The 24,696-nt window shown below is 56.8% G+C and carries 20 protein-coding genes; 8 read left to right on the plus strand and 12 right to left on the minus strand.

Going from position 1 to position 24,696, the window contains the following annotated elements; all coding sequences use genetic code 11:
- The first annotated feature begins 156 nt into the window (after window positions 1-156).
- A complete protein-coding gene (queD, locus tag AFK67_RS16460) occupies window positions 157-519 on the plus strand; it encodes a 6-carboxytetrahydropterin synthase QueD (protein ID WP_038869466.1) in 363 nt (120 codons plus the stop codon).
- 84 nt (window positions 520-603) lie between these two features.
- On the opposite strand, the gene queE is transcribed toward queD, so the two are convergent.
- Window positions 604-1,275 (minus strand): 7-carboxy-7-deazaguanine synthase QueE, encoded by a 672-nt coding sequence (gene queE / locus AFK67_RS16465; protein ID WP_007734910.1) that lies wholly within the window; start codon window positions 1,273-1,275, stop codon window positions 604-606.
- 194 nt (window positions 1,276-1,469) lie between these two features.
- Between queE and AFK67_RS16470 the strand changes: the two genes are divergently transcribed.
- Window positions 1,470-2,435 (plus strand): TPM domain-containing protein, encoded by a 966-nt coding sequence (locus tag AFK67_RS16470; protein ID WP_007734912.1) that lies wholly within the window; start codon window positions 1,470-1,472, stop codon window positions 2,433-2,435.
- On the opposite strand, the gene AFK67_RS16475 is transcribed toward AFK67_RS16470, so the two are convergent.
- Both AFK67_RS16475 and AFK67_RS16480 read right to left on the minus strand, forming a co-directional pair.
- The gene (locus AFK67_RS16475; RefSeq protein ID WP_007734914.1) at window positions 2,421-3,110 is read right to left on the minus strand and encodes an N-acetylmannosamine-6-phosphate 2-epimerase; all 690 of its coding nucleotides are present in this window, start codon (window positions 3,108-3,110) and stop codon (window positions 2,421-2,423) included. The two genes, AFK67_RS16470 and AFK67_RS16475, sit on opposite strands and share 15 nt — an antisense overlap.
- 8 nt (window positions 3,111-3,118) lie before the next feature.
- Window positions 3,119-4,672 (minus strand): PTS transporter subunit EIIC, encoded by a 1,554-nt coding sequence (locus tag AFK67_RS16480; protein ID WP_007734917.1) that lies wholly within the window; start codon window positions 4,670-4,672, stop codon window positions 3,119-3,121.
- 168 nt (window positions 4,673-4,840) lie between these two features.
- Here AFK67_RS16480 and AFK67_RS16485 point away from each other — a divergent pair, with 168 nt between their 5' ends.
- Together AFK67_RS16485 and AFK67_RS16490 are read left to right on the plus strand one after the other, a co-directional pair.
- The gene (locus tag AFK67_RS16485; protein WP_007734921.1) at window positions 4,841-5,668 is read left to right on the plus strand and encodes a MurR/RpiR family transcriptional regulator; all 828 of its coding nucleotides are present in this window, start codon (window positions 4,841-4,843) and stop codon (window positions 5,666-5,668) included.
- A gap of 331 nt (window positions 5,669-5,999) precedes the next feature.
- The gene (locus tag AFK67_RS16490; RefSeq protein ID WP_007734924.1) at window positions 6,000-7,109 is read left to right on the plus strand and encodes an SDR family oxidoreductase; all 1,110 of its coding nucleotides are present in this window, start codon (window positions 6,000-6,002) and stop codon (window positions 7,107-7,109) included.
- Window positions 7,110-7,160: 51 nt separating this feature from the next.
- Here AFK67_RS16490 and eno read toward each other — a convergent pair whose 3' ends face one another.
- The 5 genes from eno to rlmD form a co-directional block, all read right to left on the minus strand.
- Complete coding sequence (gene eno, locus AFK67_RS16495; protein WP_007734927.1) at window positions 7,161-8,459, minus strand: phosphopyruvate hydratase; 1,299 nt, start codon at window positions 8,457-8,459, stop codon at window positions 7,161-7,163.
- Window positions 8,460-8,541: 82 nt separating this feature from the next.
- Window positions 8,542-10,179, minus strand: a complete 1,638-nt coding sequence (pyrG, locus tag AFK67_RS16500; protein ID WP_007734928.1) for a glutamine hydrolyzing CTP synthase — start codon at window positions 10,177-10,179, stop codon at window positions 8,542-8,544.
- A gap of 225 nt (window positions 10,180-10,404) precedes the next feature.
- Window positions 10,405-11,196, minus strand: a complete 792-nt coding sequence (mazG, locus tag AFK67_RS16505; RefSeq protein ID WP_007734930.1) for a nucleoside triphosphate pyrophosphohydrolase — start codon at window positions 11,194-11,196, stop codon at window positions 10,405-10,407.
- A 114-nt stretch (window positions 11,197-11,310) separates the two neighbouring features.
- The gene (relA, locus tag AFK67_RS16510) at window positions 11,311-13,545 is read right to left on the minus strand and encodes a GTP diphosphokinase (protein ID WP_007734932.1); all 2,235 of its coding nucleotides are present in this window, start codon (window positions 13,543-13,545) and stop codon (window positions 11,311-11,313) included.
- Between the two features lie 52 nt (window positions 13,546-13,597).
- Window positions 13,598-14,896: a 23S rRNA (uracil(1939)-C(5))-methyltransferase RlmD gene (gene rlmD, locus AFK67_RS16515; RefSeq protein WP_032967722.1), complete on the minus strand. Its 1,299-nt coding sequence runs from the start codon at window positions 14,894-14,896 to the stop codon at window positions 13,598-13,600.
- Window positions 14,897-14,953: 57 nt separating this feature from the next.
- On the opposite strand from rlmD, the gene barA reads away from it, so the two are divergent.
- On the plus strand, window positions 14,954-17,713 hold the full coding sequence (gene barA / locus AFK67_RS16520; RefSeq protein ID WP_007734941.1) for a two-component sensor histidine kinase BarA: 2,760 nt from the start codon (window positions 14,954-14,956) through the stop codon (window positions 17,711-17,713).
- Window positions 17,714-17,755: 42 nt separating this feature from the next.
- Here barA and AFK67_RS16525 read toward each other — a convergent pair whose 3' ends face one another.
- From AFK67_RS16525 to syd, 4 genes are all read right to left on the minus strand, one after another.
- The gene (locus AFK67_RS16525) at window positions 17,756-18,205 is read right to left on the minus strand and encodes a flavodoxin (protein ID WP_007734944.1); all 450 of its coding nucleotides are present in this window, start codon (window positions 18,203-18,205) and stop codon (window positions 17,756-17,758) included.
- A 3-nt stretch (window positions 18,206-18,208) separates the two neighbouring features.
- Window positions 18,209-19,006 (minus strand): tRNA pseudouridine(65) synthase TruC, encoded by a 798-nt coding sequence (gene truC / locus AFK67_RS16530; RefSeq protein WP_007734946.1) that lies wholly within the window; start codon window positions 19,004-19,006, stop codon window positions 18,209-18,211.
- The gene (locus tag AFK67_RS16535) at window positions 19,003-19,332 is read right to left on the minus strand and encodes a YqcC family protein (RefSeq protein ID WP_032967724.1); all 330 of its coding nucleotides are present in this window, start codon (window positions 19,330-19,332) and stop codon (window positions 19,003-19,005) included. Before AFK67_RS16535 ends, truC begins: the two co-directional genes overlap by 4 nt.
- 640 nt (window positions 19,333-19,972) lie before the next feature.
- The gene (syd, locus tag AFK67_RS16545) at window positions 19,973-20,518 is read right to left on the minus strand and encodes a SecY-interacting protein (RefSeq protein WP_007734953.1); all 546 of its coding nucleotides are present in this window, start codon (window positions 20,516-20,518) and stop codon (window positions 19,973-19,975) included.
- A 69-nt stretch (window positions 20,519-20,587) separates the two neighbouring features.
- Here syd and queF point away from each other — a divergent pair, with 69 nt between their 5' ends.
- The 3 genes from queF (at window position 20,588) to AFK67_RS16560 (ending at window position 24,654) form a co-directional block, all read left to right on the plus strand.
- The gene (gene queF, locus AFK67_RS16550; RefSeq protein ID WP_007734956.1) at window positions 20,588-21,433 is read left to right on the plus strand and encodes an NADPH-dependent 7-cyano-7-deazaguanine reductase QueF; all 846 of its coding nucleotides are present in this window, start codon (window positions 20,588-20,590) and stop codon (window positions 21,431-21,433) included.
- Window positions 21,434-21,550: 117 nt separating this feature from the next.
- Complete coding sequence (gene ppnN, locus AFK67_RS16555) at window positions 21,551-22,915, plus strand: nucleotide 5'-monophosphate nucleosidase PpnN (RefSeq protein ID WP_007734960.1); 1,365 nt, start codon at window positions 21,551-21,553, stop codon at window positions 22,913-22,915.
- A 452-nt stretch (window positions 22,916-23,367) separates the two neighbouring features.
- Window positions 23,368-24,654: an HAAAP family serine/threonine permease gene (locus AFK67_RS16560; protein WP_007734967.1), complete on the plus strand. Its 1,287-nt coding sequence runs from the start codon at window positions 23,368-23,370 to the stop codon at window positions 24,652-24,654.
- Window positions 24,655-24,696 lie beyond the last annotated feature (42 nt).

The raw sequence follows: 24,696 nt of genomic DNA on the forward strand, positions 1-24,696 counted from the left end.
CAAAAACAGGTTAAATAAGGCATTGATAATGATAGGGTTTAAAACCAGGGACGCGGCATTTTACGCGGTTACCGCTTACGACGGTTTTAGTTAATGCTAAAAACGGTCAATTCCGGTACTATGCGGCGGTTTTTTTAGCAAGACTGAGACTGCGTAATGCCTACCACCCTGTTTAAAGATTTTATCTTCGAAGCCGCTCACCGACTGCCCCACGTTCCCGAAGGCCATAAATGCGGCCGCCTGCACGGACACTCCTTTATGGTGCGCCTGGAGATTACGGGCGAGGTAGACCCGCATACCGGCTGGATCATCGATTTCGCCGAGCTGAAAGCGGCGTTTAAACCGATTTACGATAGCCTGGATCACTATTATCTGAACGATATCCCCGGCCTTGAAAATCCGACCAGCGAAGTGCTGGCGCGCTGGATTTGGGATCAGATGAAGCCCCGTATGCCGCTGTTGAGCGCGGTGATGATTAAAGAGACCTGCACCGCCGGTTGCGTGTATCGCGGCGAATAAGGTTTAGTAGTATCTGTTGGCAAGTGGCGTTTTGCTTACCCGCCGCCAATCACGCATAAAAAAAGGAGCCGTTGGCTCCTTTTTTTATGCAATATTCAAATACTTGTGCGTCTGCATCGACAATCGCCAGTTGCGGGCGATACAAGTCTCAATGCACAAACGCGTCGCGTCTTCTTTCTGGCTTATCGGCTGAAGCGCAATCACGCGCTGTCTCTCGTCATGCAGACGCGCCAGCAGTTCATCCAGCGCCTCGATATCACGCACGCGCCCTACCGGGTGCTTGATTTCATCAGCGCGCATCAGCGCCTGATCCAACACCTCGTAACCGCCGCGCATGTTCACTTTCGGCGACACGGTCACCCAGGTGCCGGTGGTGCAGCGCACTTCATGGGTGCCGCTGGTTTCAATCTGGCAGCTAAAACCGTGCGCTTCCAGCAGCTCGGTTAACGGCAGCAGGTCGTGAATACAGGGCTCGCCGCCGGTGATCACCACATGGCGCGCGGTATAAGCCTGACGCTCAATGGCCGCCAGCAGATCTTCCGGGCTCGCCGCGCCCCATTTATCGCTCTCTTTGGTTTTCGCGATAATGCTGAAAAGCGACACTTCCCGATCGGCGAGCGTCTCCCAGGTGTGTTTGGTATCGCACCAGGCACAGCCTACCGGGCATCCCTGCAAACGAATAAAAATGGCGGGCACGCCGGTAAAGTAACCCTCGCCCTGCAGGGTCTGGAACATCTCATTAATCGGGTACTGCATGATTCACTCAGATTATGACCAAAAAGTAATTATTACAGATAACCGCCGCACTATCATGTGCCATTTGCGCCTTCCTGGCCGCGCGCCGCGCCTTCACAGACCATAGCCCCTTAATTCCAGGTCATTGGCAGCCCCGCCGGGCGGCGGTTACTATGGCGGCTGACGACCCTGCGAAGACAAGGAAAAGTGAAGCAATGGTACGCACACTGACATTATTTCTTCTGACGATATCGCTGGCGCTCGCGGGTGTTGCCGCTCAGGCGCAAACCTTCCCCGTGCCGACGATGGAAAGCTTTGTTAACGATCCGGCTGACCTCCTGGCGGGCCAGGAGCACGCCGCGTTAATCACTGACGTGTCCTCAATCTATACCCGCACCCACGCGCAGACGGCGGTACTGATCGTGCCGACCTTAAAGGGCGATAACCTGGAAAGCGTCGCGACGCGCGTGTTCAATACCTGGCATCTGGGCAGCCCGCAGCGCAACGATGGCGTGCTGATACTGGTGGCCTGGGAGGATCGCAAAGTGCGCATCGAGGTGGGCCGCGGTCTGGAAACCACGCTGACCAACGCGCTGGCGAGCCAAATCATTAAAGAGCGGATGCTCCCCTGGTTCAGGGCGGGCGAACTGGCCGAAGGCATCCGACAGGGGCTTACCGGTATCGACGCGGTGCTCAGCGGCAAACCGCTGCCGCCGGCGGACTCGCCATCGTGGTTATGGTCATGGCTTAAGCCGTTCCTTTTAGGATTTTCTTACTGGGAAGGGCTGCCGTTTCTCGCCATCACGCTGGCCGTCCTGCTGATGAAGCGTAAAAAGAAAACGCTGATAACGCTCTTTTTCGGCATGTCCTGCCTGCTGACGCCTGCGCTTGCCATCACCAGCGATTATGTCCCGTGGGTTGTGCCTTTTTTGTGGCTCAGTTTTACGGCGCCGCTCATGTTGTTAGTCATGGTGGTTATCATGGCGTTCGCGTTTCCCCAGCGCCTGTTTAGCGCAGGCAACGGGACGTCATCAGGCGATAACTCGTCAGCCTGGATAGCCAATCAGAACCTTCATCACTTATCCGGCGGCGACAGTGGCAGCCATCACAGCAGCCACGACAGCGTGAGCTCCGGCGATGGCGGCTCAAGCGACGGCGGCGGCTCGTCAGATAACTGGTGAGTCCAGCGCGTCGGTAAAGCGGCGCGTAATCTGCTGCGGGCGCGTGATAGCGCCGCCCACGACCACGGCATGCGCGCCGAGCGACAGGCAGCGCGCCGCGCGCTCGGGCGTATCGACATTGCCTTCGGCGATAACCGGAAGCGCAACCGCCGCCAGCACGTCTTTTAACAACGCGAAATCGTTCTCCGGCAGGCGATGGCCGCGTGTTGGCGCGGTGTAGCCGTAGAGCGTGGTGCCGACGCAGTCGAAGCCCAGCGCTTCGGCCGCAACGGCTTCGTCGACGTCTGAAATATCCGCCATCAGTAAAACCTCAGGGAAGTTGCGCCGGATGCGCCTGACGAGCTGTTCCAGCGTCTCGCCGTCAGGACGCGCTCGCGCGGTAGCATCAAGGGCTATCATTTCAGGCGCGGCGCGCATCAGCTCCGTGACTTCACGCATCGTCGCGGTAATGAAGACTTCACTGCCGGGGTAATCCCGCTTGATGATGCCAATCACCGGTAGCGTAACCTGCTGTTTAATAGCCGCGATATCCGCCACGCTGTTGGCGCGGATCCCCGCCGCCCCGCCCTGCGCCGCCGCCAGCGCCATTCTCCCCATAATAAACGAGCTGTGCAGCGGTTCGTTTTCCAGCGCCTGGCAGGAGACCACCAGCTTTCCTTTGATTTGCTCTAACATCGTTGACCTCAGCTTAATAACTCTTCGACTTCATTTTTGATAATCGTGACGTGGGGGCCGTAGATAACCTGCACGCCGTTACCGCGCAGGATCACCCCGCGCGCTCCGGTGGCCGTGAGCGCCGCTTCATTCACTTTGCGCCCGTCATAGACCGTCACGCGCAGCCGCGTGGCGCAGCAGTCCACATCCTGCAGGTTATCCCGTCCGCCTAGCCCGTCGACGATGGCCTGCGCCCGCTCGCTGGCGTCCATCTGCACCGCCGCCTGCGTCTCTTTCTCGCGCCCCGGCGTCGCGAAATCGAAACGGGTTATCAGGTAGCGGAACGTGAAGTAATAGAGGAAAAACCAGGGCACGCCGACGAGCGGCACCCGCAGCCAGTGGGTTTTCGCTTCGCCCTGCAAAACGCCAAAGAGGATGAAATCGATAAAACCGCCCGAGAACGTTTGACCGATGGTGATGTGCAACAGATGCGCCAGCATAAAAGCCAGGCCGTCGAAAAACGCATGGATGACATACAGCACGGGGGCGACAAACAGGAAGGAGAACTCAATCGGCTCGGTAATGCCGGTCAGAAATGAGGTCAGCGCGGCGGATAACAGCAGCCCCGCGACGCGTTTTTTATTCTCCGGTTTCGCGGTGTGGTACATGGCAAGACAGGCGCCCGTCAGGCCAAACATCATGGTGATAAAGCGCCCGGACATAAAGCGCGACGTGCCAATATAAAACTGCTGCGTGGCAGGGTCTGCGAGCTGTGCGAAGAAAATACGCTGCGTGCCTTCCACCAGCTGGCCGTTGACTATCTCGCTGCCGCCGAGCGCTGTGGTCCAGAAAGGTAAATAGAAGATGTGATGCAACCCGAACGGGCCAAGCATTCGCAGAATAAAACCATATAACAGCGTACCGGGATAACCGGTCGCCTCTACCAGCCCGCCCAGCCCGAAAATCACTTTCTGAAAAGGCGGCCAGACGACGGTCATCAGCGCGCCGATAACGATCGCCGCCAGCGCGCTGACAATCGGCACAAAACGGGAGCCGCCGAAAAACCCAAGAAACTGCGGCAGCGCGATTTTATTGAATCGCTGATGCAGCGCACACGTCACAAGACCTATGACCACGCCGCCAAATACGCCGGTTTCCAGCGTCTGGATTCCGAGGACCATTCCCTGCCCGACCGCGCCCGGATTGCTCTGCGCCAGGTTTCCGGTAAGGGTCAGCAGCGCGTTGATGGTGGCATTCATCACCAGAAAAGCGAGTAACGCGGCGAGCCCGGCCGTGCCTTTATCGGTGCGCGCGAGGCCCACCGCCACGCCGACGGCAAACAGCACCGACAGGTTCGCGAAAACGATCGCGCCAGCGCTGCTCATGATGGTGAAGACGGCCTGTAGCCAGCCAACATCGAGAAACGGATAGGCCGTCAGCGTGTTGGGGTTGGAGAGCGCGCCGCCAACGCCGAGCAACAGGCCCGCCGCGGGTAAGACGGCAATCGGCAACATAAACGATTTGCCAAAACGCTGCGCTTTCTCAAACCAGCGCCCTGAAGATGTTCCGCTGAAAAATGCCATCGTAAACCCCCGTCATTGTCATGATGAAAATATTTATCACAATAAATATTTATAATGAAAATTATCATCAACAATAGCGGAGGCGATCATACTTTTTTAAAATGGCTGGCGTTGCGAGTGGGCTTTCACGCACACTCATCGCTGGTCGACGGTGCTTCAGGATCCTTTATGTCTGACAATGAAAATTTACTGCTTAAGCTGCGCCAGGAGCTTTCAGGCTTTAGCCCCACGCAGCGCAAACTCGGGGATTATGTGCTGAGCGACCCGGCTCGCGTGCTTTACCTCACCATTACGGAGCTGGCCCGCGAGAGCGATACCAGCGAGGCTAGCGTGACCCGCCTGTGCCGGACACTCGGCTGCAAGGGGTATAACGAGTTTAAAATGGCGCTGGCACTGGATGTGCAACGGGGTCAGGCGCCCCGCGCGCAAAGCGGCGATGCGCTGGACACGCTGGTGGAGGAGTCGGTACAGGCGCTGCGAGATACCGCGCAACTGCTGGATCGCGCAAGGCTTGAAGATGCCGCCCGTGCGCTGCATCAGGCCCGCTCGGTGCAGATTTACGGCGTCGCGGCGAGCGCTATTATCGGTGAGTATTTACATTACAAGCTCCTGCGGCTCGGTAAACCGGCGCAGCTCTTTAGCGATATGCACCGGGCGTCGATGAATGCGGCGACGCTTTGCGAGACCGATCTGGTGGTTGCCATTTCCAGCTCCGGCTCGACCCGCGATCTGCTGCATGCCGTGAAGCTCGCCCGAAAAGCCGGCGCGCCTGTGCTGACGCTCAGTAACACGCCGCGCAGCCCGCTGGCGTCGCTCAGCGATATGCAACTGGTGGCCGCCAAACCGGAAGGCCCGCTTAATGCCGGCGCGCTCAATGCGAAAGTTGGGGCAATGCTGCTGGTCGAGCTGTTAACGGCGTCGCTGATAGCCGCAGACAGCCACTACAGTGAAATCAGCCAGCAAACCGCCAGCGCGACGCTGCCTTTATTACTGTAATAAGCAGGCGTTGCAGAACAGATATTTTCTGCAACGCCTGCTTAAGCCTGGAATAATGTAACAAAACGTAATTTTACTGGCCCTTCTGTGCTTTTTATCAGGAAATAAACCACGCCGCCATAAAAACAAAAAGCCAACACATTCAAATAGATAAAAAATTTATTTACCGTAACAGAATTTCCTACTCGCCATACTGTCCTATCTTAATCCCCTTTACGACTTTCCTTAAAACAATCTTAATTTCCCCCTCTTTACGCCTCGCCTTTATTTAAATGTCGTTTACTTTTCTGCTCCTACAATCCGCCTCATCAACCCACGTGGAATAACATGAATGACAACTTTATTAATAACGGGCGCGACGGGCTTTCTGGGCGGGGCGGTAGTCGAAAAGATCCTGCAGCGCACAGAAAAGATGAATTTATTACTGTTGGTTCGCGCTGGTGATAGCGAAGCCGGGCTGGAACGCATACTTAGCAATATGCGTAAGTTTAACCTTAACGAAGACCAGCTTTCGCGGCTGACAACCTCACAAATTCTGTGCGGCGATTTAGGCGAGCCCGAATGTTTTCTGGCTGATCCGCGTCTTGATAGCGTGACGCATGTGATTAACTGCGCGGCCGTGGCTTCATTCGGTAACAATCCGCTTATCTGGAAAGTGAATGTCGAAGGCACGCTGGCGTTTGCCCGCCGTATGAATAACGTGGCAGGTTTACAGCGGTTTTTGCACGTGGGCACGGCGATGTCGTGTACGCCTGCGCCGAATTCCCTGGTGCCGGAAAGCGCGGAGTTTCGCGAAAACGCTGAGCATCTGGTGACTTACACCCATTCTAAATCGACCATTGAACAGCTGATGCGCCAGCACTGCCCACAGCTGCCGCTGATTATCGCCCGCCCATCTATCGTTGTCGGACATACTCATCACGGCTGCCTGCCCTCCACCAGTATTTTCTGGGTCTTCAGCATGGGGTTGATGCTGCAGAAATTTATGTGTTCGCTGGAAGATCGCGTGGATGTGATCCCGGTGGATTATTGCGCGCAGGCGTTACTCCTGCTGCTGGAAAAAGAGATTGCGCCTGGCGAAGTCGTACATATTTCCGCCGGCGAAGAGAATAGCGTCCGCTTTGCTGACATTGATATCGCCATGGCGCAGGCACAGAAAAAAGCGCCTGTTGCCGATAATTACGCGCAGGTAAGCTATGAAACGCTGGTCAAAATGCGCCGCGAACTGAAAACGATTTTCGGGCCTTGTAACGAGCGTCTGATGCTGAAAGCAATGCGGTTATACGGCTCGTTCGCCACGCTGAATGTGCGCTTCAGTAACGATAAACTGCTCAGGCTCGGCATGCCGAAACCCCCACGCTTTACCGACTATATTGCCCGCTGTGTACAGACCACGAAGGGTTTAACTATTCCTCAGCAGATGGAAGTCGATTTCAAGTAAAAAAAAATGCCAGTCTTTCGACTGGCATTTTTCAGCGACAAAGACGGGCGATTATGCCTGGCCTTTGATCTCTTTACGACCGTTGAACGGTGCTTTTTCGCCCAGCGCTTCTTCGATACGAATCAGCTGGTTGTATTTAGCAACGCGGTCAGAACGGCTCATGGAACCGGTTTTGATCTGGCCTGCAGCGGTACCTACTGCCAGGTCGGCAATGGTCGCGTCTTCAGTTTCGCCAGAACGGTGAGAGATGACCGCGGTGTAGCCAGCGTCTTTCGCCATCTTGATTGCAGCCAGAGTTTCGGTCAAAGAACCGATCTGGTTGAATTTGATCAGGATGGAGTTAGCGATGCCTTTCTCGATGCCTTCTTTCAGGATTTTGGTGTTGGTCACGAACAGGTCGTCGCCCACCAGCTGGATTTTGTCGCCCAGAACTTTGGTCTGGTATGCAAAACCGTCCCAGTCAGACTCGTCCAGACCGTCTTCGATAGACACGATCGGGTACTGTTTGGTCAGGTCTTCCAGGAAGTGAGTGAATTCTTCAGAGGTGAACGCTTTGTTGCCTTCGCCTGCCAGAACGTATTTGCCGTCTTTGTAGAATTCAGATGCTGCGCAGTCCATCGCCAGGGTGATGTCTTTGCCCAGCTCGTAGCCTGCAGCTTTTACCGCTTCAGCGATAACAGCCAGGGCTTCGGCGTTGGAGCCCAGGTTCGGCGCGTAGCCGCCTTCGTCACCAACAGCGGTGTTCATGCCTTTACCTTTCAGCACTTTCGCCAGGTGATGGAATACTTCAGAACCCATGCGGATAGCTTCTTTAACGCTGGAAGCGCCAACCGGCTGGATCATGAATTCCTGGATATCGACGTTGTTGTCAGCGTGCTCGCCGCCGTTGATGATGTTCATCATCGGAACCGGCATAGAGAATTTGCCCGGGGTGCCGTTCAGTTCAGCGATGTGCTCATACAGCGGCATGCCTTTGGAAGCAGCAGCAGCTTTGGCAGCAGCCAGAGAAACGGCCAGAATGGCGTTTGCACCGAAGTTAGATTTGTTTTCAGTACCGTCCAGATCGATCATGATCTTGTCGATACCAGCCTGATCTTTAGCATCTTTGCCAACGATAGCCTGAGCGATCGGGCCGTTAACCGCGCCAACCGCTTTGGTTACGCCTTTGCCCAGGAAACGGGATTTGTCGCCATCGCGCAGTTCCAGCGCTTCGCGGGAACCAGTGGAAGCACCTGACGGGGCAGCAGCCATACCTACGAAACCGCCTTCCAGGTGAACTTCGGCTTCAACAGTCGGGTTACCACGGGAGTCGATGATTTCACGACCGATGACTTTAACGATTTTGGACATTAGATTTTCCTCAGTACAAGTTAAACTAAAACTCCAGACAAACAACGCGCGAAAAAGTCGCGCGTTGCCGTTCTAACTCTGCTTACTTCGCCTGGCGTTTCTGATACTCGCTGGCGGCTTTTACGAAGCCTGCAAACAGCGGGTGCCCGTCACGCGGCGTGGAAGTAAATTCCGGGTGGAACTGACAGGCGACGAACCACGGATGATTCGGCACTTCGACGATCTCGACCAACTGATCGTCGCCGGAACGGCCCGCAACGCGCAGGCCAGCTGCTTCAATCTGCTTCAACAACATATTGTTGACTTCATAACGGTGGCGGTGACGTTCAACAATCGTAGGTTCGCCATAAAGCTTGCGCACCAGGCTGTCGTCTGACAGCTGGCACTGCTGCGCGCCCAGACGCATCGTTCCGCCGAGATCGCTCTTTTCAGTGCGCGTCTCAATATTACCGTTTTCATCACGCCATTCGGTGATTAACGCCACGACCGGGTACTTACAGTCTGGCACAAATTCCGTGGAGTTGGCGTTCTCCATCCCGGCGACATGACGAGCAAATTCAATCATCGCCACCTGCATACCGAGGCAGATGCCGAGGTAAGGAATATTGTTTTCACGGGCGTAGCGCGCGGTGGCGATTTTGCCTTCCACGCCGCGATAACCGAAGCCGCCAGGGATAAGGATGGCATCCAACCCTTTCAGCAGTTCTTCGCCACGCGTTTCTACATCCTGCGAATCGATAAGCTTGATGTTAACGGTCACGCGGTTCTTCAGTCCGCCGTGTTTCAGCGCCTCGATAACCGACTTATAGGCGTCCGGCAGTTCGATGTACTTGCCGACCATACCGATAGTGACTTCACCCGCCGGATTCGCTTCTTCATAAATAACCTGTTCCCATTCAGACAGGTTAGCTTCCGGACAGTTCAGGCTGAATCGTTTACAAATATAATCGTCCAGCCCCTGCGATTTCAACAGGCCCGGAATTTTATAGATGGAATCGACATCTTTCAGAGAAATAACCGCTTTTTCCGGAACGTTACAGAACAACGCAATCTTGGCGCGTTCGTTGGCCGGTACAGCGCGGTCGGAGCGGCAAATCAGCACGTCCGGCTGAATACCGATAGAAAGCAGTTCTTTAACGGAGTGCTGGGTCGGTTTGGTTTTAACCTCGCCTGCCGCCGCCATGTACGGCACCAGCGTCAGGTGCATAAACATGGTGTGCTCGCGGCCCACTTCAACCGCCATCTGGCGAATCGCTTCAAGGAACGGCAGGGATTCGATATCGCCCACGGTGCCGCCGATTTCGACCAGAACGACGTCATGGCCTTCGCCGCCCGCAAGGATGCGTTCTTTGATAGCGTTAGTGATGTGGGGAATAACCTGAACGGTGGCGCCCAGGTAGTCGCCGCGACGCTCTTTGCGCAGAACTTCAGAGTAGATACGACCTGTCGTGAAGTTGTTGCGGCGCGTCATGCGGGTGCGGATAAAACGCTCGTAATGGCCCAGGTCCAGATCGGTTTCGGCGCCGTCTTCAGTAACGAACACTTCCCCGTGTTGGATTGGACTCATGGTGCCCGGATCGACGTTGATATACGGATCCAGTTTCATGATGGTCACGTTGAGGCCACGGGCTTCAAGAATGGCTGCGAGGGAGGCTGCGGCAATGCCTTTACCCAGAGAGGAAACGACCCCGCCGGTCACAAAAATATAGTTCGTTGTCATGCTGAACCTGAGAAGTTAGGTTTAAAGACGATGGAATAACCAGGACGGGAAAGTAGTATACCCGAACAGGTCGGGGGTCACAAACTTTCATTCTGCACGAACTCCCGCTGGCCTCGCCAGACCCAAGCCGCAAGAAAATAGCCCTTTTCTCAGAAATGTTTTTGACACAAATCAAGCGCTTGTTGGAAATAATTGTCCACAACAAGCGCTTGCCGTGAAAAAGCGTTAACTATCAATTTCCTGGCGTTTAACCATCTGCCACGCAGCTTCCATCTGATCGAGGCTCGCCTGCGTCATTTCCAGGCCCTGCGCGCGAATAATCGCCTCGACCTGGCGGAAACGCCGTTCAAATTTACGGTTAGCTTTTTGCAGCGCGGTTTCGGCTTTCGCGCCCAGATGGCGGGAAAGATTAACGGTCGCAAACAGTAAATCGCCGATTTCCTCTTCGAGCTTCGCCTCGTCGATAACGGCCTGCTGCGCCTCATGCATCACTTCGTCTATCTCTTCATGCACTTTGTCGACAACCGGGCCGAGCGAGGTCCAGTCAAAGCCGACGGCAGAACAGCGCTTCTGGATTTTGTGGGCGCGCATCAGCGCCGGCAGGCTTTCGGGAATGTCGTCCAGCGCCGAATGCTGCGCCTTTTCCGCGCGCTCGGCGCTTTTGGTTTTCTCCCAGTTGGCCAGCACTTCGGCGCTGTCGCTGAACGCGGCGTCACCGAAGATATGCGGATGGCGACGCTCCAGCTTATCGCTGATAGCGGCGCAGATGTCGTCGAAGTTAAAGCGCCCCTCTTCCTGCGCCATCTGGGCGTAAAACACGACCTGAAAGAGCAGATCGCCCAGCTCACCGCGCAGATCGTCGAAATCCTCACGGGCAATCGCATCAAGCACTTCGTAGGTTTCTTCAAGGGTATAAGGGGCGATGGTGGCGTAGGTTTGTTCTTTATCCCACGGACAGCCGGTTTGCGGGTCGCGAAGGCGCTGCATGATGCCAAGCAGGCGGTCGATCTGAGTCATTGAAAATCCTTATAAAAACAGGCGTGGCGACGACAAACGCGTTCGCCGCGCGCCTCACGCTGGAGGCAAAATAAAAAAGCAGCGCAGCGCATGTCACGCGCGCCGCCGGACGCATCAGCCGCCGTGCAGACGGCGCGCGTCGATAACGTCTGAGACCTGGTTAAGCTTACCGAGCACGCGGCCGAGCACCTGGAGGTTATAGATTTCGATTTCCATATCGATGGTCGCCAGCTGCTGGCGGGTATCGCTGCGGCTCGTCACGCCCAGCACGTTAACCTTTTCATTGGCGAGGATCGTGGTGATATCGCGCAGCAAGCCGCTGCGGTCATTCGCCGTCACTCGCACTATCAGCGAATACCCGGCGGAGTAACTTTCGCCCCACACCGCATCGACGATACGCTCCGGCGCGTGCGACTGTAGCTCCGTCAGCTGGTCGCAGTCGGCGCGGTGAATGGAGATGCCGCGCCCCTGGGTGATAAAGCCGACGATATCGTCGCCGGGGATCGGCTGGCAGCAGCGGGCGATGTGGTGCATCAAATTACCAACGCCCTCCACCACGACACGCCCGTTATCGCGGCTGTTGCGCCCCTGCGGCGTATAGGTTTTTTGCTGCAGCTGACGCAGCGCGGCGGCGTCCTGTTCTTCCGCGCTGGGCTTGTTGAACTGCGCCTGAAGGAAATTTACCATCTGGTTGAGGCGAATATCCCCGCCGCCAATCGCCGCCAGCAGTTCATCGACTTCATTAAAGTTGTAACGCGGCAGCAGATGCTTTTCTGCCTCTTTCAGGCTGATGCCAAGATGCGCCAGTTCGTCGTCGAGGATCTGACGTCCGGCGATGATGTTTTTGTCGCGATCCTGTTTACGGAACCAGGCGTGAATTTTCGCGCGCGCGCGCCCCGTGCCGACATAGCCGAGGTTCGGGTTCAGCCAGTCGCGGCTCGGGTTCGGCTGCTTCTGGGTGATGATTTCAATCTGATCGCCCATCTGCAGCTGATAAGTAAACGGCACAATTCTGCCGCCGATTTTCGCGCCGATGCACCGGTGCCCGACATCGCTGTGGATGTGGTAGGCGAAATCGAGCGGCGTGGAGCCCGCCGGCAGGTCGACCACGTCGCCTTTCGGGGTAAACACGTACACGCGGTCATCAAAGACCTGGCTTCGCAGTTCATCGAGCATTTCGCCGGAATCGGCCATCTCTTCCTGCCAGGCGATAAGCTTACGCAGCCAGGCGATGCGGTCTTCGTGGCCATTGCGTACGCCGCTTGCCGCGCCTTCTTTGTATTTCCAGTGCGCCGCAACCCCGAGCTCAGACTCTTCATGCATCTGTTTGGTGCGAATTTGGATCTCGACCGTTTTGCCGCCGGGGCCCAGCACCACGGTATGAATAGACTGGTAGCCATTCGGTTTGGGGTTCGCGACGTAATCGTCGAATTCATCCGGCAGGTGGCGGTAGTGCGTATGAACGATCCCAAGCGCGGCGTAGCAGTCCTGCAAACGCTCGGCGACGATACGCACCGCGCGCACGTCGAACAGCTCGTCAAAGGCCAGATGCTTTTTCTGCATCTTGCGCCAGATGCTGTAGATATGCTTAGGACGCCCGTAAACTTCAGCCTTCACGCCCTCTTCTTTCATGGCGGTGCGCAGATGCGTAACGAACTCGTCGATGTAGTGTTCGCGATCGATGCGCCGCTCGTGCAGCAGTTTGGCAATGCGTTTGTATTCGTCCGGATGCAAATAGCGAAAGCAGAAATCCTCCAGCTCCCATTTGAGTTGGCCGATGCCGAGGCGGTTCGCCAGCGGCGCATAGATATTGGTGCACTCTTTCGCCGCCAGGACGCGTTCATCTTCCGGCGCGTCTTTCACCTCGCGCAGATGCGCGATGCGCTCGGCAAGCTTAATGACTACACAGCGGAAATCATCGACCATCGCCAGCAGCATGCGGCGCACGTTATCCACCTGCTCGGAGGAGACGGAGTCGTGATGCGTGGCTTTGAGCTGGCGAATGGCGGCCATATCGCGCACGCCGTGGATAAGGCCGACAACTGATTTTCCGACGCTCTCTTTCAGCACGTCTTCGCTCACCACGCCGCTGTCCACCAGCGGGAAGAGCAGCGCGGCGCGCAGCGTATCGATATCCATGCTGAGCATGGTGAGGATTTCCACCATCTCCACACCGCGCCAGAGCAAGAGTTCCGCCTGCGGATGGCCCTGAGTCTGCTGTTCGCAATAGCGCCAGGTTTCGGTTAAGCGTTCACACGACTGCTGACTGGCGATACCAAGGCTCGCCACCCATTTTTCATGGTCAAATTCGCCAGCTTTATTAAGATGTGCACTTCTTACCGCAACCATCGTCCTCTCCTTTCGGGACCAGCCTGCCCGCACCGCGCGGTGGCCTGACTACTTAATCTCTTTCAAACAGCGCCATTGATTCCAGATGGCCCGAGTGTGGAAACATATCCAGCATCGCCAGCCTTCCGGTGCGATAACCCGCCGCGAGCAGCGCCTCACTGTCACGCGCAAGCGTGGAAGGGTTACAGGAGACATAGACCACCCGACGCGGTTTTAATTTCACAATATGTGGCATAACGCCCGCAGCGCCCGCGCGCGCCGGGTCGAGCAGCACTTTGTCGAAGCCCTGACGCGCCCACGGCTGCTTTGTGACGTCTTCTTCCAGGTTATGCTGAAAAAATGTGACATTTTTCAAGGCGTTAATCCCGGCATTATAGTCACCTTTCGCCACCAGCGCAGCAACGCCCTCAACGCCCACGACGCTTTCCGCCAGGCGCGCCAGCGGCAAAGTAAAGTTGCCCATGCCGCAGAAAAGATCCAGCACGCGATCGCCGGGCTGAATATCGAGCCACGCCAGCGCACGGGCCACCATCTGCTGATTTACGGCGTCGTTAACCTGAATGAAATCACGCGGACTGAAGGTGAGACGCAGGCCGTTGGATTCATACCACGGCGTGTCGCCGTTCAGTTGCTCAAGGGTATCGCTCTCAGGCGCAAGGTACAGCGCCACGCCTTCGGAATGCGAAAAGCATTCCAGTTTTTCGCGATCGTCCGCGCTGAGCGGCTTCATATGCCGCAGCACCATCAGTGGACCGCTGGCGGCATCGACCAGTTCAACATGGCCGAGATGGCGCGCGCCGTCGAGGCGGCTCAGGCAGTCGCGAAGCGCGGGCAGCAACGCCTCGAGACGGGGCACAAGTATAGGGCAGTGGTGCACATCCACCAGGTCATTCGACCCGGCCTTGCGAAACCCCATCTGTAAGCCTGGTTTGCGCGGCGGGAAATTCAAGCTCAGACGCGCGCGACGGCGATAGCCCCACGCCGGTCCGCTGATTATCTCGTCGACCTCATGCTTCATCATGCGCGCCAGCGCCTGGGCTTTGCTGCGCTGTTGCAGGTCGACGCTCGCATGCTGTTGCTGGCAGCCGCCGCATACGCCAAAATGCGGGCACCGCGGCGTGACGCGCTCCGGGCTTTGCGAAAGGCGCTTTTTGACGTCGCCGCGCGAGAACTGTTTTTTCTCTTCGCTCACCACGACTTCCGCCTGCTCGCCCGGCAATAAACCGGCGATAAACAACGCCTTACCGTGGTGGCGCGCCACCCCCTGCCCGAAGGCGTCGAGGCCGTCAGCCGTCACGGTTATGATTTCACGCGTCGTCACGCGCCGCTTTGCAGAGTAGAATTGCGCCATTGCCAGGAAATTTCTCACATAAACTGAATGTCGCTGATTGTCCCATAACGGAACCCCATGACCAACTACAGCCTGCGGGCACGGATGATGATTCTTATCCTGGCGCCCACGTTTATCATTGGCCTGCTGCTCAGCGTTTTCTTCGTTGTGCACCGCTATCATGATTTGCAGCGTCAGCTGGAAGACGCCGGCGCCAGCATTATCGAGCCGCTGGCTGTCGCCAGCGAATATGGCATGAGCCTGCAAAATAAAGAGTCGGTGCGCCAGTTAGTCAGCGTGCTGCATCGTCGGCATTCGGAAATTGTACGCGCCATTTCGGTTTACGATCGCCACAATAAACTGTTTGTAACGTCTAATTATCAGCTTAAGCCTTCGGCGCTTCAGCTCGCAGACGGCGCGGCGATGCCCACTGGCCTTAGCGTAACGCGCCGTGACGACATTCTGATCCTGCGCACGCCGGTGGTGTCCGAGCACTATTCCCCTGATGAATCTGAAATCTCTGACGCCAAGCTTAACGCTAATACGCTGGGCTATGTGGCGCTGGAGCTGGATCTGAAATCGGTGCGGCTTCAGCAGTATCAGGAGATCGCGATTTCGCTGCTGATGATGCTGATTTGTATGGCCTGCGCGGTGCTGTTCGCCTGGCGTCTGATGCGCGACGTCACAGCGCCTATCCGCAACATGGTCAATACGGTCGACCGCATCCGCCGCGGCCAGCTCGACAGCCGCGTCGAGGGCTTTATGCTGGGCGAGCTGGATATGCTGAAAAACGGCATTAACTCAATGGCGATGTCGCTTGCCGCGTATCACGAAGAGATGCAACACAATATCGACCAGGCAACGTCGGATCTGCGCGAAACGCTGGAGCAGATGGAGATCCAGAACGTCGAGCTGGATCTGGCGAAAAAGCGCGCCCAGGAAGCGGCGCGCATTAAGTCTGAGTTCCTCGCCAATATGTCCCATGAGCTGCGCACCCCGCTGAACGGCGTGATCGGCTTTACCCGCCTGACGCTGAAAACCGATCTCACGCCAACTCAGCGCGATCACCTCAACACCATTGAGCGCTCGGCGAATAATCTGCTCAGCATCATTAACGACGTGCTTGATTTCTCGAAGCTGGAAGCCGGGAAGCTGCTGCTGGAAAGCATTCCTTTCCCGCTGCGCAACACGCTGGATGAGGTGGTGACGCTGCTGGCGCACTCCGCGCACGATAAAGGGCTGGAACTGACGGTAAGCGTGCGTCACGACGTGCCGGATAACGTCATCGGCGATCCGCTGCGTCTTCAGCAGGTCATTACCAATCTGGTCGGCAACGCGATTAAATTTACCGACCACGGCAATATCGACATCGTGGTCGAAAAGCGCGCCATCAGTAACAACAAAGTGCAAATTGAAGTGCAAATCCGCGATACCGGCATCGGCATTCCCGAGCGCGATCAGTCGCGGCTGTTTCAGGCGTTTCGCCAGGCCGACGCCAGCATTTCGCGCCGCCACGGCGGCACCGGGCTCGGGCTGGTCATTACCCAGAAACTGGTTAACGAAATGGGCGGCGATATCTCGTTCCACAGCCAGCCGCACCGCGGTTCGACGTTCTGGTTCCATATCAGCCTTGACCTGAATCCCAACGCGCTGGTGGATCGCCACGCCACTGACATGCTGGCGGGAATGCGTCTGGCGTATGTCGAGAAGAACGAAGCCGCGGCGAAAAGCACGCGGGATCTGCTCGACAACACACCGCTGACGGTGGTCTACAGCCCGGAACTGGCGACGCTGCCGCAGGCGCATTACGACATTCTGCTCTACGCCGCCCCGGTGACGGATCGCGAACCGCTGACGATGCGCCACGACCAGCTGGCACGCGCGGCGACGCTCACCGACTGCCTGATCCTGGCGCTGCCGTGCCATGCCCAGATCAACGCCGAAATGCTGAAAAAAGAGGGGGCCAGCGCCTGCCTGCTGAAACCGGTGACCGCCACTCGCCTGCTGCCGCTGCTGCTGGAGCATTGCCGCCAGATCCACGCCCGCGAACTGCCGGAAGGCAGTCAGGGTAAACTGGCGATGACGGTCATGGCGGTAGATGATAACCCGGCCAACCTCAAGCTTATCGGCGCGCTGCTGGAGGATATCGTTCAACATGTAGTGCTGTGCGACAGCGGTCATCAGGCGGTGGAGCGCGCCACGCTGCAGCCGTTCGATATAATTCTGATGGATATCCAGATGCCGGACATGGACGGCATCCACGCCTGCGAGCTTATCCGCAAGCTGCCGCAACAGCAGCACACGCCGATTATCGCGGTGACGGCCCATGCGATGTCAGGGCAGAAAGAGAAGCTGCTGAGCGCGGGGATGAACGATTACCTGGCGAAGCCTATCGAAGAAGAGAAGCTGCGCGCGCTGCTGCTGCGCTACCAGCCGGGCTACGCGGTGCCGCTGGTCACCAGCACGCCAGCGCTTACGCCGCCTGTGGTAGATACCAGCGCCACGCTCGACTGGAGCCTGGCGCTGCGGCAGGCGGCGAACAAGCCCGACCTGGCGCGCGATATGCTCCAGATGCTGCTGGCGTTTTTACCGGAAGTGCGCAACCGCGTAGAAGAACAGCTGGTGGGCGAAAACCCGGAAGGGCTCACTGAGCTTATCCATAAACTGCACGGCAGTTGCGGCTACAGCGGGGTACCGCGCCTTAAAAATCTCTGCCAGCTGATTGAGCATCAGTTGCGAAGCGGCGTTGATGCGAGCGAGCTGGAGCCGGAGCTGCTGGAATTACTGGATGAGATGGATAATGTGGCGCGTGAAGCGCATCGCATTACAGGCAAATAACCACGCGTCGGCGTAACGCGATGCAGTACGCCGACGCGCCGGTTAGTTGAGGAGCGCGCCCCACTGTTCGACCCACGGGCTGGAGAGCGTTTCCGGCTCCGGATAGTCTGCGGCATCGATGTATAACACCTCGCCAACACGCTGCGCCACATGTTCCTGCAGCAGCGCGTCGAATTTCTTGCCACCGCCGCAAAAATGGCTGTAGCTGCTGTCGCCGAGCGCAATCAGGCCGTAGCGCCGCGTCGGCTGATGACCGTGCTTATCTTTGATAGCCTCATAGAGCGGAACGATGCTGTCCGGCAGGTCGCCCTGGCCGGTCGTGGACGTGACGATAAGCGCATAACCGTCGCTGTAGCGCTCCCAGTCGGCCAGAACGGGGTCTTCATACACCGTAGCCTCGTGGCCCTGTTTTTTCAGGATCGTTTGCGCCTCTTCCGCGACCAGCAGTGAATTACCGTACATGGTGCCGACAAAAATCCCTACGTTCGCCATCGCTTAATCTCCTTGTGAATGCAGACTGCCTTCATCCTGAAGGTTCGGTCCGGGAAACTCAACCCCAACGGAATCGGGGAGATGCGCCTGCCAGTCAAAATGCGCGAGCGCCTGGCGCCAGACATCGTCAAGGCCAGCGCGAATAACGAGCGGCTCGCCGGTCACAGGGTGCGTGAGCGCCAGCTCGCTGGCGTGGAGCATCAGCCGGTTGCAGCCGAAATGCTCCGCCGCAGCGCGGTTCTGGCGCAGATCGCCATGTTTCGAATCGCCGATAATCGGGTGGCGCAGATGCGCCATATGACGACGCAGCTGGTGCTTGCGCCCGGTCTGCGGGAGCATCTCGACTAACGAGTAGCGCACCGAATCGTAACGTCCGACCGCCACCGGCTGCGTGGTGGTCGCAAGCCCCCGATAGTGCGTTACCGCTGGCTGCGCTTCTTTATCCTGACGCGCAAACTTATCGGCGATTTTATCGAGCTCTTCTACAAGCGGGTAATCGAGCACCGCGCTATCCGTTAGCCAGCCGCGCACGATAGCGTGGTAGCGCTTCTGGATCTGATGATGTTCAAACTGCTGCGATAGCAGCCGCCCGACCTCGCTCGACAGGCCCATCAGCAGGACGCCGGACGTGGGTCTGTCGAGACGGTGAGCGGTAAAAACGTGCTGGCCTATCTGATCGCGCACGGTCTGCATAACGACCACTTTTTCGTCGCGATCGAGCCAGCTGCGGTGTACCAGCCAGCCGGACGGCTTGTTGACCGCCACCAGCCATTCATCTTGCCAGAGGATCTCAAGACTCACTGGCTTTCACCTGCGAACAGCGCATCCAGTTCAACCAGCACAGTGAGCACGGCGTCCCGGGCCGGATGGCTGGCCTCCAGCGCGACCTCATAATAGGGCGCCACAGCAAAGGCCTGCGGCAGCGGCGAACCGGCGTCCAGCAACGCATGCAGGCGCGGGATCAGCACCCATTGCAGCCACTCGCATGGCGCAAGCGTATCCATGCAAAAAGGCTGCGTGCTTTCAAACGCGGAGGAATGGGGCGCAGCGCTTTGCCACTGCTGATGATGGCGCAACACTTGCTCGACGCGCTGCAGCTGCTGGCGAACCCGTTGATGGCGTTCCATAACAACCTCTGTGAATCAAAAAAACCGGGCGCGCAGCATAGCATTTCCGGGCGTCAGAAAAAAAAGCATAAAAAAAGGAGCACTGTGATAACACAGTGCTCCCGGTTCGTTTCGCAGCAGTCCGGCTACTTTTCGGTGCTCCCTGCTCGTCCGTGACAACTTTTCCTGTGGTCTTGCGACCTTACATCCTTTTACGCATCCTGCTCACATCATCCTGATGTTAATAGTGCATCGTCCCGATGCGTGTCCCTGATCATCCTGACCCACCGGTAATCCTGACCGGCTCACGTTCTCCTTCCTGGAGGTGTCCCTTAGCGCTCCTGCGCCGTCCTTTCGCTTCATCCTGAAGCCTTCCCTGAATCGCCCTCCGGCGTGTCCTGTTTGAAGCGCCATCTTCCTGATGTTCACTTCAGCGCCACTCCGTGTCGGCAGGAATAGAATCTCGCATTACGCGAGCACTTACAAGGCGGCTTACAGGTTCAATTTAAGATAAGTTTCAAATAAAAGCGCAGCTTTTACGCACAGCACATTGAATAATAAGAAGATTAATTTTGGGGCGTGGTAAGAAACCCCTTACACTGACGGCGATCTCTCACAGGGTTTGTGAGAGATCTCTTACAAGGGGGCAGGCGAAAAAGGATTACACCAGCGGGTCGAGTTGATTCAGAAAGGCGCTAAGCGCTGGCGCCAGCACGCGTCGCTGGCGGGTGCCGAGGGTTTCGCGCACCACTTCGCCGGTAAGATTACACAGCGAGACCACATCCAGTTCACTGTCAAGCGTAGCGATAAACACCGTGGGCGACAGCTTAAGGCGCTTCTGCGTGACAAGGTGGCCAATCAGGTTTTCCTGCACGCGGCGGAAATCGTCCTGGCTCCAGGCCTGTAGCAGCGTCAACGTCAGCTCACCGTGGCGGGCGGCCATATCGCCCGCGTACTGACTGGCGTAGAACGCGTGAGCGTCCGGCTGGAGCACAATATCCAGCGCTTTCTCAACCGCGCCCAGAGAATCCTCAGGCGTAAACGGTCGAGGTTGCCACTCTACCGCGTCAGGGTGGGTAGATACAATGCACGGGGACGAAATACCGATATATTCTTCACTGACGGGCAGACAGCCCCGCTGTTGCCGCCACGCTTCGCAATAACGCGCGCTGAATGCTGCCAGCGCCTGTTGTACGTCGTTTTCCACCAGATTCTCTCTTCAGGTCAGGTAAGATACACTGAACGTTGTATTGTACCTGTATTATCACGGTGACACATGAATTCTTATGAAAATCATCAGGCGCTTGATGGCCTGACGCTCGGCAAATCCACGGATTACCGCGACATTTACGACGCCTCTTTGCTGCAGCCCGTTCCGCGCAGCTTAAACCGCGATCCGCTGGGCCTGCGCGCCGACGCCCTGCCCTTTCACGGCGCGGATATCTGGACGATGTACGAGCTCTCCTGGCTTAACCAGAATGGTCTGCCGCAGGTCGCCATAGGCCAGGTGGAGATCAATGCCGCCAGCGTCAATCTGGTGGAATCGAAAAGCTTTAAGCTCTACCTCAACAGCTTTAACCAGACGCGCTTCGCAAGCCTTGAGGCCGTGCGCGAGACGCTTGAGCGCGACTTACGCGCCTGCGCCCAGGGCGAAGTGTCCGTTACGCTGCGTCGTCTTGATGAGGTCGAAGGCGAGCCGGTGGCGCGCTTTGACGGCGAATGCATCGATAACCAGGATCTCGTTATCTCCAGTTACGACTTTGACGCCGCGCTGCTTTCTGGTGCCGCAGGCGATGAACACGTTGAAGAGACGCTGGTCAGCCATCTGTTGAAATCCAACTGCCTCATCACGCACCAGCCGGACTGGGGCTCAGTACAGATCCACTATCGCGGGCCGAAAATTTGCCGCGAAAAGCTGCTGCGCTATCTGGTCTCTTTCCGTCATCACAACGAATTCCACGAGCAGTGCGTGGAGCGCATCTTTAACGACATCCAGCGTTTCTGTCAGCCGGAAGCGCTCAGCGTCTATGCGCGTTATACCCGTCGCGGCGGGCTGGATATCAATCCGTGGCGCAGCAACGGCAGCTTTCAACCGGCAACCGGGCGCCTGGCGCGTCAGTAATTGCTAAACATCCCGCAAATCCGTCACAAGAGCGGTGCGGGGTGGGTTGTTAAATGTCACATGGCAGGGCTATTGTAATCAGAGGGAGCGGCGTTTATCGCCCCGTAAGGAGCTTACTTGATTACACATATTAGCCCGCTGGGCTCGATGGACTTGCTGTCGCAGCTGGAAGTGGACATGCTCAAGCGCACGGCCAGCAGCGACCTGTATCAACTGTTTCGCAACTGTTCGCTTGCGGTTCTCAATTCCGGCAGCCAGACCGACAACAGCAAAACGCTGCTGTCGCGCTTTGAGAATTTCGATATCAACGTGCTGCGCCGCGAGCGCGGCGTAAAGCTTGAGCTTATCAACCCGCCGGAAGAGGCGTTTGTGGACGGGCAAATTATCCGCTCGCTGCAGGCCAACCTGTTCGCGGTGCTGCGCGACATTCTGTTCGTCAACGGGCAAATCCATAACGCCGGGCGTTTTCAGCACCTCAATCTTACCGATTCCATCCACATCACCAATCTGGTCTTTTCTATCCTGCGCAACGCGAAAGCGCTGCACGTGGGCGAAGCGCCGAATATGGTGGTCTGCTGGGGCGGTCACTCCATTAACGAAACTGAATATCTCTACGCCCGTCGCGTCGGCACCCAGCTTGGGCTGCGAGAGCTGAATATCTGTACCGGCTGCGGACCGGGCGCGATGGAAGCGCCGATGAAAGGCGCGGCTGTCGGTCACGCCCAACAGCGCTATAAAGAAGGGCGTTTTATCGGCATGACCGAGCCGTCAATTATCGCCGCCGAGCCGCCGAACCCGCTGGTGAACGAGCTTGTCATCATGCCCGATATCGAAAAACGTCTTGAGGCGTTCGTGCGTATCGCTCACGGCATCATTATCTTCCCGGGCGGCGTCGGCACGGCGGAAGAGCTGCTCTATTTGCTCGGCATTCTGATGAACCCGCACAACGCGGAACAGGTGCTGCCGCTCATCCTGACCGGTCCGAAAGAGAGCGCCGACTATTTCCGCGTGCTGGACGATTTTATCGTCAACACCCTCGGTGAGAAGGCCCGCCGCCATTACCGGGTCATCATCGACGATCCGGCGGAAGTGGCGCGCGAAATGAAAAAAGCGATGCCGCTCGTGAAAGAGTGCCGTCGTGAAACCGGCGATGCCTACAGTTTCAACTGGTCTATCCGCATTTCGCCGGATCTCCAGGTGCCCTTTGAGCCGACCCACGAAAACATGGCGAACCTGAAACTTTACCCCGATCAACCGACGGAAATTCTGGCCGCCGATCTGCGTCGCGCCTTCTCGGGCATCGTGGCGGGTAACGTGAAAGAAGTAGGCATCAGAGCGATTGAACAGTACGGACGTTATAAAATTCATGGTGATGCGCAGATGATGAAGCGCATGGACGACCTGCTGCAAGGCTTCGTCGCCCAGCATCGCATGAAGCTGCCGGGCTCCGCTTACATTCCCTGTTACGAAATCTGCACCTGATATCAGGCGGCCTGCGGGCCGCTTTTTTTATCTTCTTCTGCCTGCGCGAATCGTTTGCGCTCTAAATTTCACCGCGCATAATCCTGGAAATTTCTCCAAAAGAATTTCAGTGTGCTGTTTTCCTCTCTTTTTCCAGAAAGTTATTAATGATTTGATCCGCGTCTATTTACCTCATCTGCCGTCAATGGCAGGCTCTGCGCGCATTAATGCCGACCTCGCACTGAAAGCCAGTGTTATGATCTAAAAATCGCCTGATAAAAAAGTGGATTATTGCATTTGAGATCGGGATCACTGAAGGATTCAGTGCATGAATGTATCTTTCGCCCCGCCATAGTTTCGGGAAAAAATTATAAAAAAAGCGCCCTAAACAGAATTTAGTTTTACAGTTCGTCGATATTTTATCGAATGTAACTATTAAGTTCGATTTTTTGCTTCCTCCAGGAGATACACAGATGGAAACGACTCAAACCGGCAACATGGCTACCGCGGCGAAGAGCGGCGCGTGGCGCAAAACCGATACCATGTGGATGCTTGGCCTGTATGGCACGGCGATTGGCGCAGGCGTGCTTTTCCTGCCAATCAACGCAGGCGTAGGCGGCCTTATCCCCCTCATTATCATGGCGATCCTCGCCTTCCCGATGACCTTCTTCGCGCACCGCGCCCTTACCCGTTTTGTTCTCTCCGGTAAAAATCCGGGCGAGGATATCACCGAAGTCGTGGAAGAACACTTCGGCGTCGGCGCAGGTAAAGTCATCACCCTGCTCTACTTCTTCGCGATCTATCCGATCCTGCTGATGTACAGCGTGGCTATCACCAACACCGTTGACAGCTTTATTACCCACCAGTTGGGTCTGGCGTCTCCGCCGCGCGCTATCCTGTCGCTGATCCTCATCATCGGCATGATGACCATCGTTCGCTTCGGCGAGCATATGATCGTGAAAGCGATGAGCGTACTGGTGTTCCCGTTCGTGGCCGTGCTGATGCTGATGGCCTGCTTCCTGATCCCGAACTGGAGCGGTGCTGCGCTGGAAACCCTCTCTTTCAGCCACGCCTCTACGGGTAACGGTCTGCTGATGACCCTGTGGCTCGCGATCCCGGTCATGGTGTTCTCCTTCAACCACTCGCCGATCATCTCCGCTTTCGCCGTGGCGAAACGTGAAGAGTACGGTGTTGAAGCTGAGAAAAAATGCTCCCGCATCCTGGCTTACGCGCACATCATGATGGTCGTGACCGTCATGTTCTTCGTGTTCAGCTGCGTACTGAGCCTGACCCCGGAAAACCTGGCGGAAGCGAAAGCACAGAACATCACGATTCTTTCTTACCTGGCTAACCACTTCAACGTGCCGGTTATCGCCTGGGTGGGCCCGATTATCGCTATCATCGCCATCACCAAATCCTTCCTCGGCCACTACCTGGGCGCGCGTGAAGGCTTTAACGGCATGGTGATTAAATCGCTGCGCGGCCGTGGCAAAACCATCGAAGTGAACAAACTGAACCGCATCACCGCGCTGTTCATGCTGATCACCACCTGGATTGTTGCCACGCTGAACCCGAGCATCCTCGGCATGATCGAAACGCTGGGCGGCCCGATTATCGCGATGATCCTGTTCCTGATGCCGATGTACGCGATTGCGCGAGTCCCGGCCATGCGTAAATACAGCGGCCACGTCAGCAACGTTTTCGTAACGTTGATGGGTCTTATCGCTATCTCCGCTATCTTCTACTCGCTCTTCAGCTAATCCTCTATCCGCGCCGCCGCCCGGCGGCGCGAGCCCTTCCCA

This window comes from Cronobacter dublinensis subsp. dublinensis LMG 23823, assembly GCF_001277235.1.
Classification (GTDB): Bacteria; Pseudomonadota; Gammaproteobacteria; order Enterobacterales; family Enterobacteriaceae; genus Cronobacter; species Cronobacter dublinensis.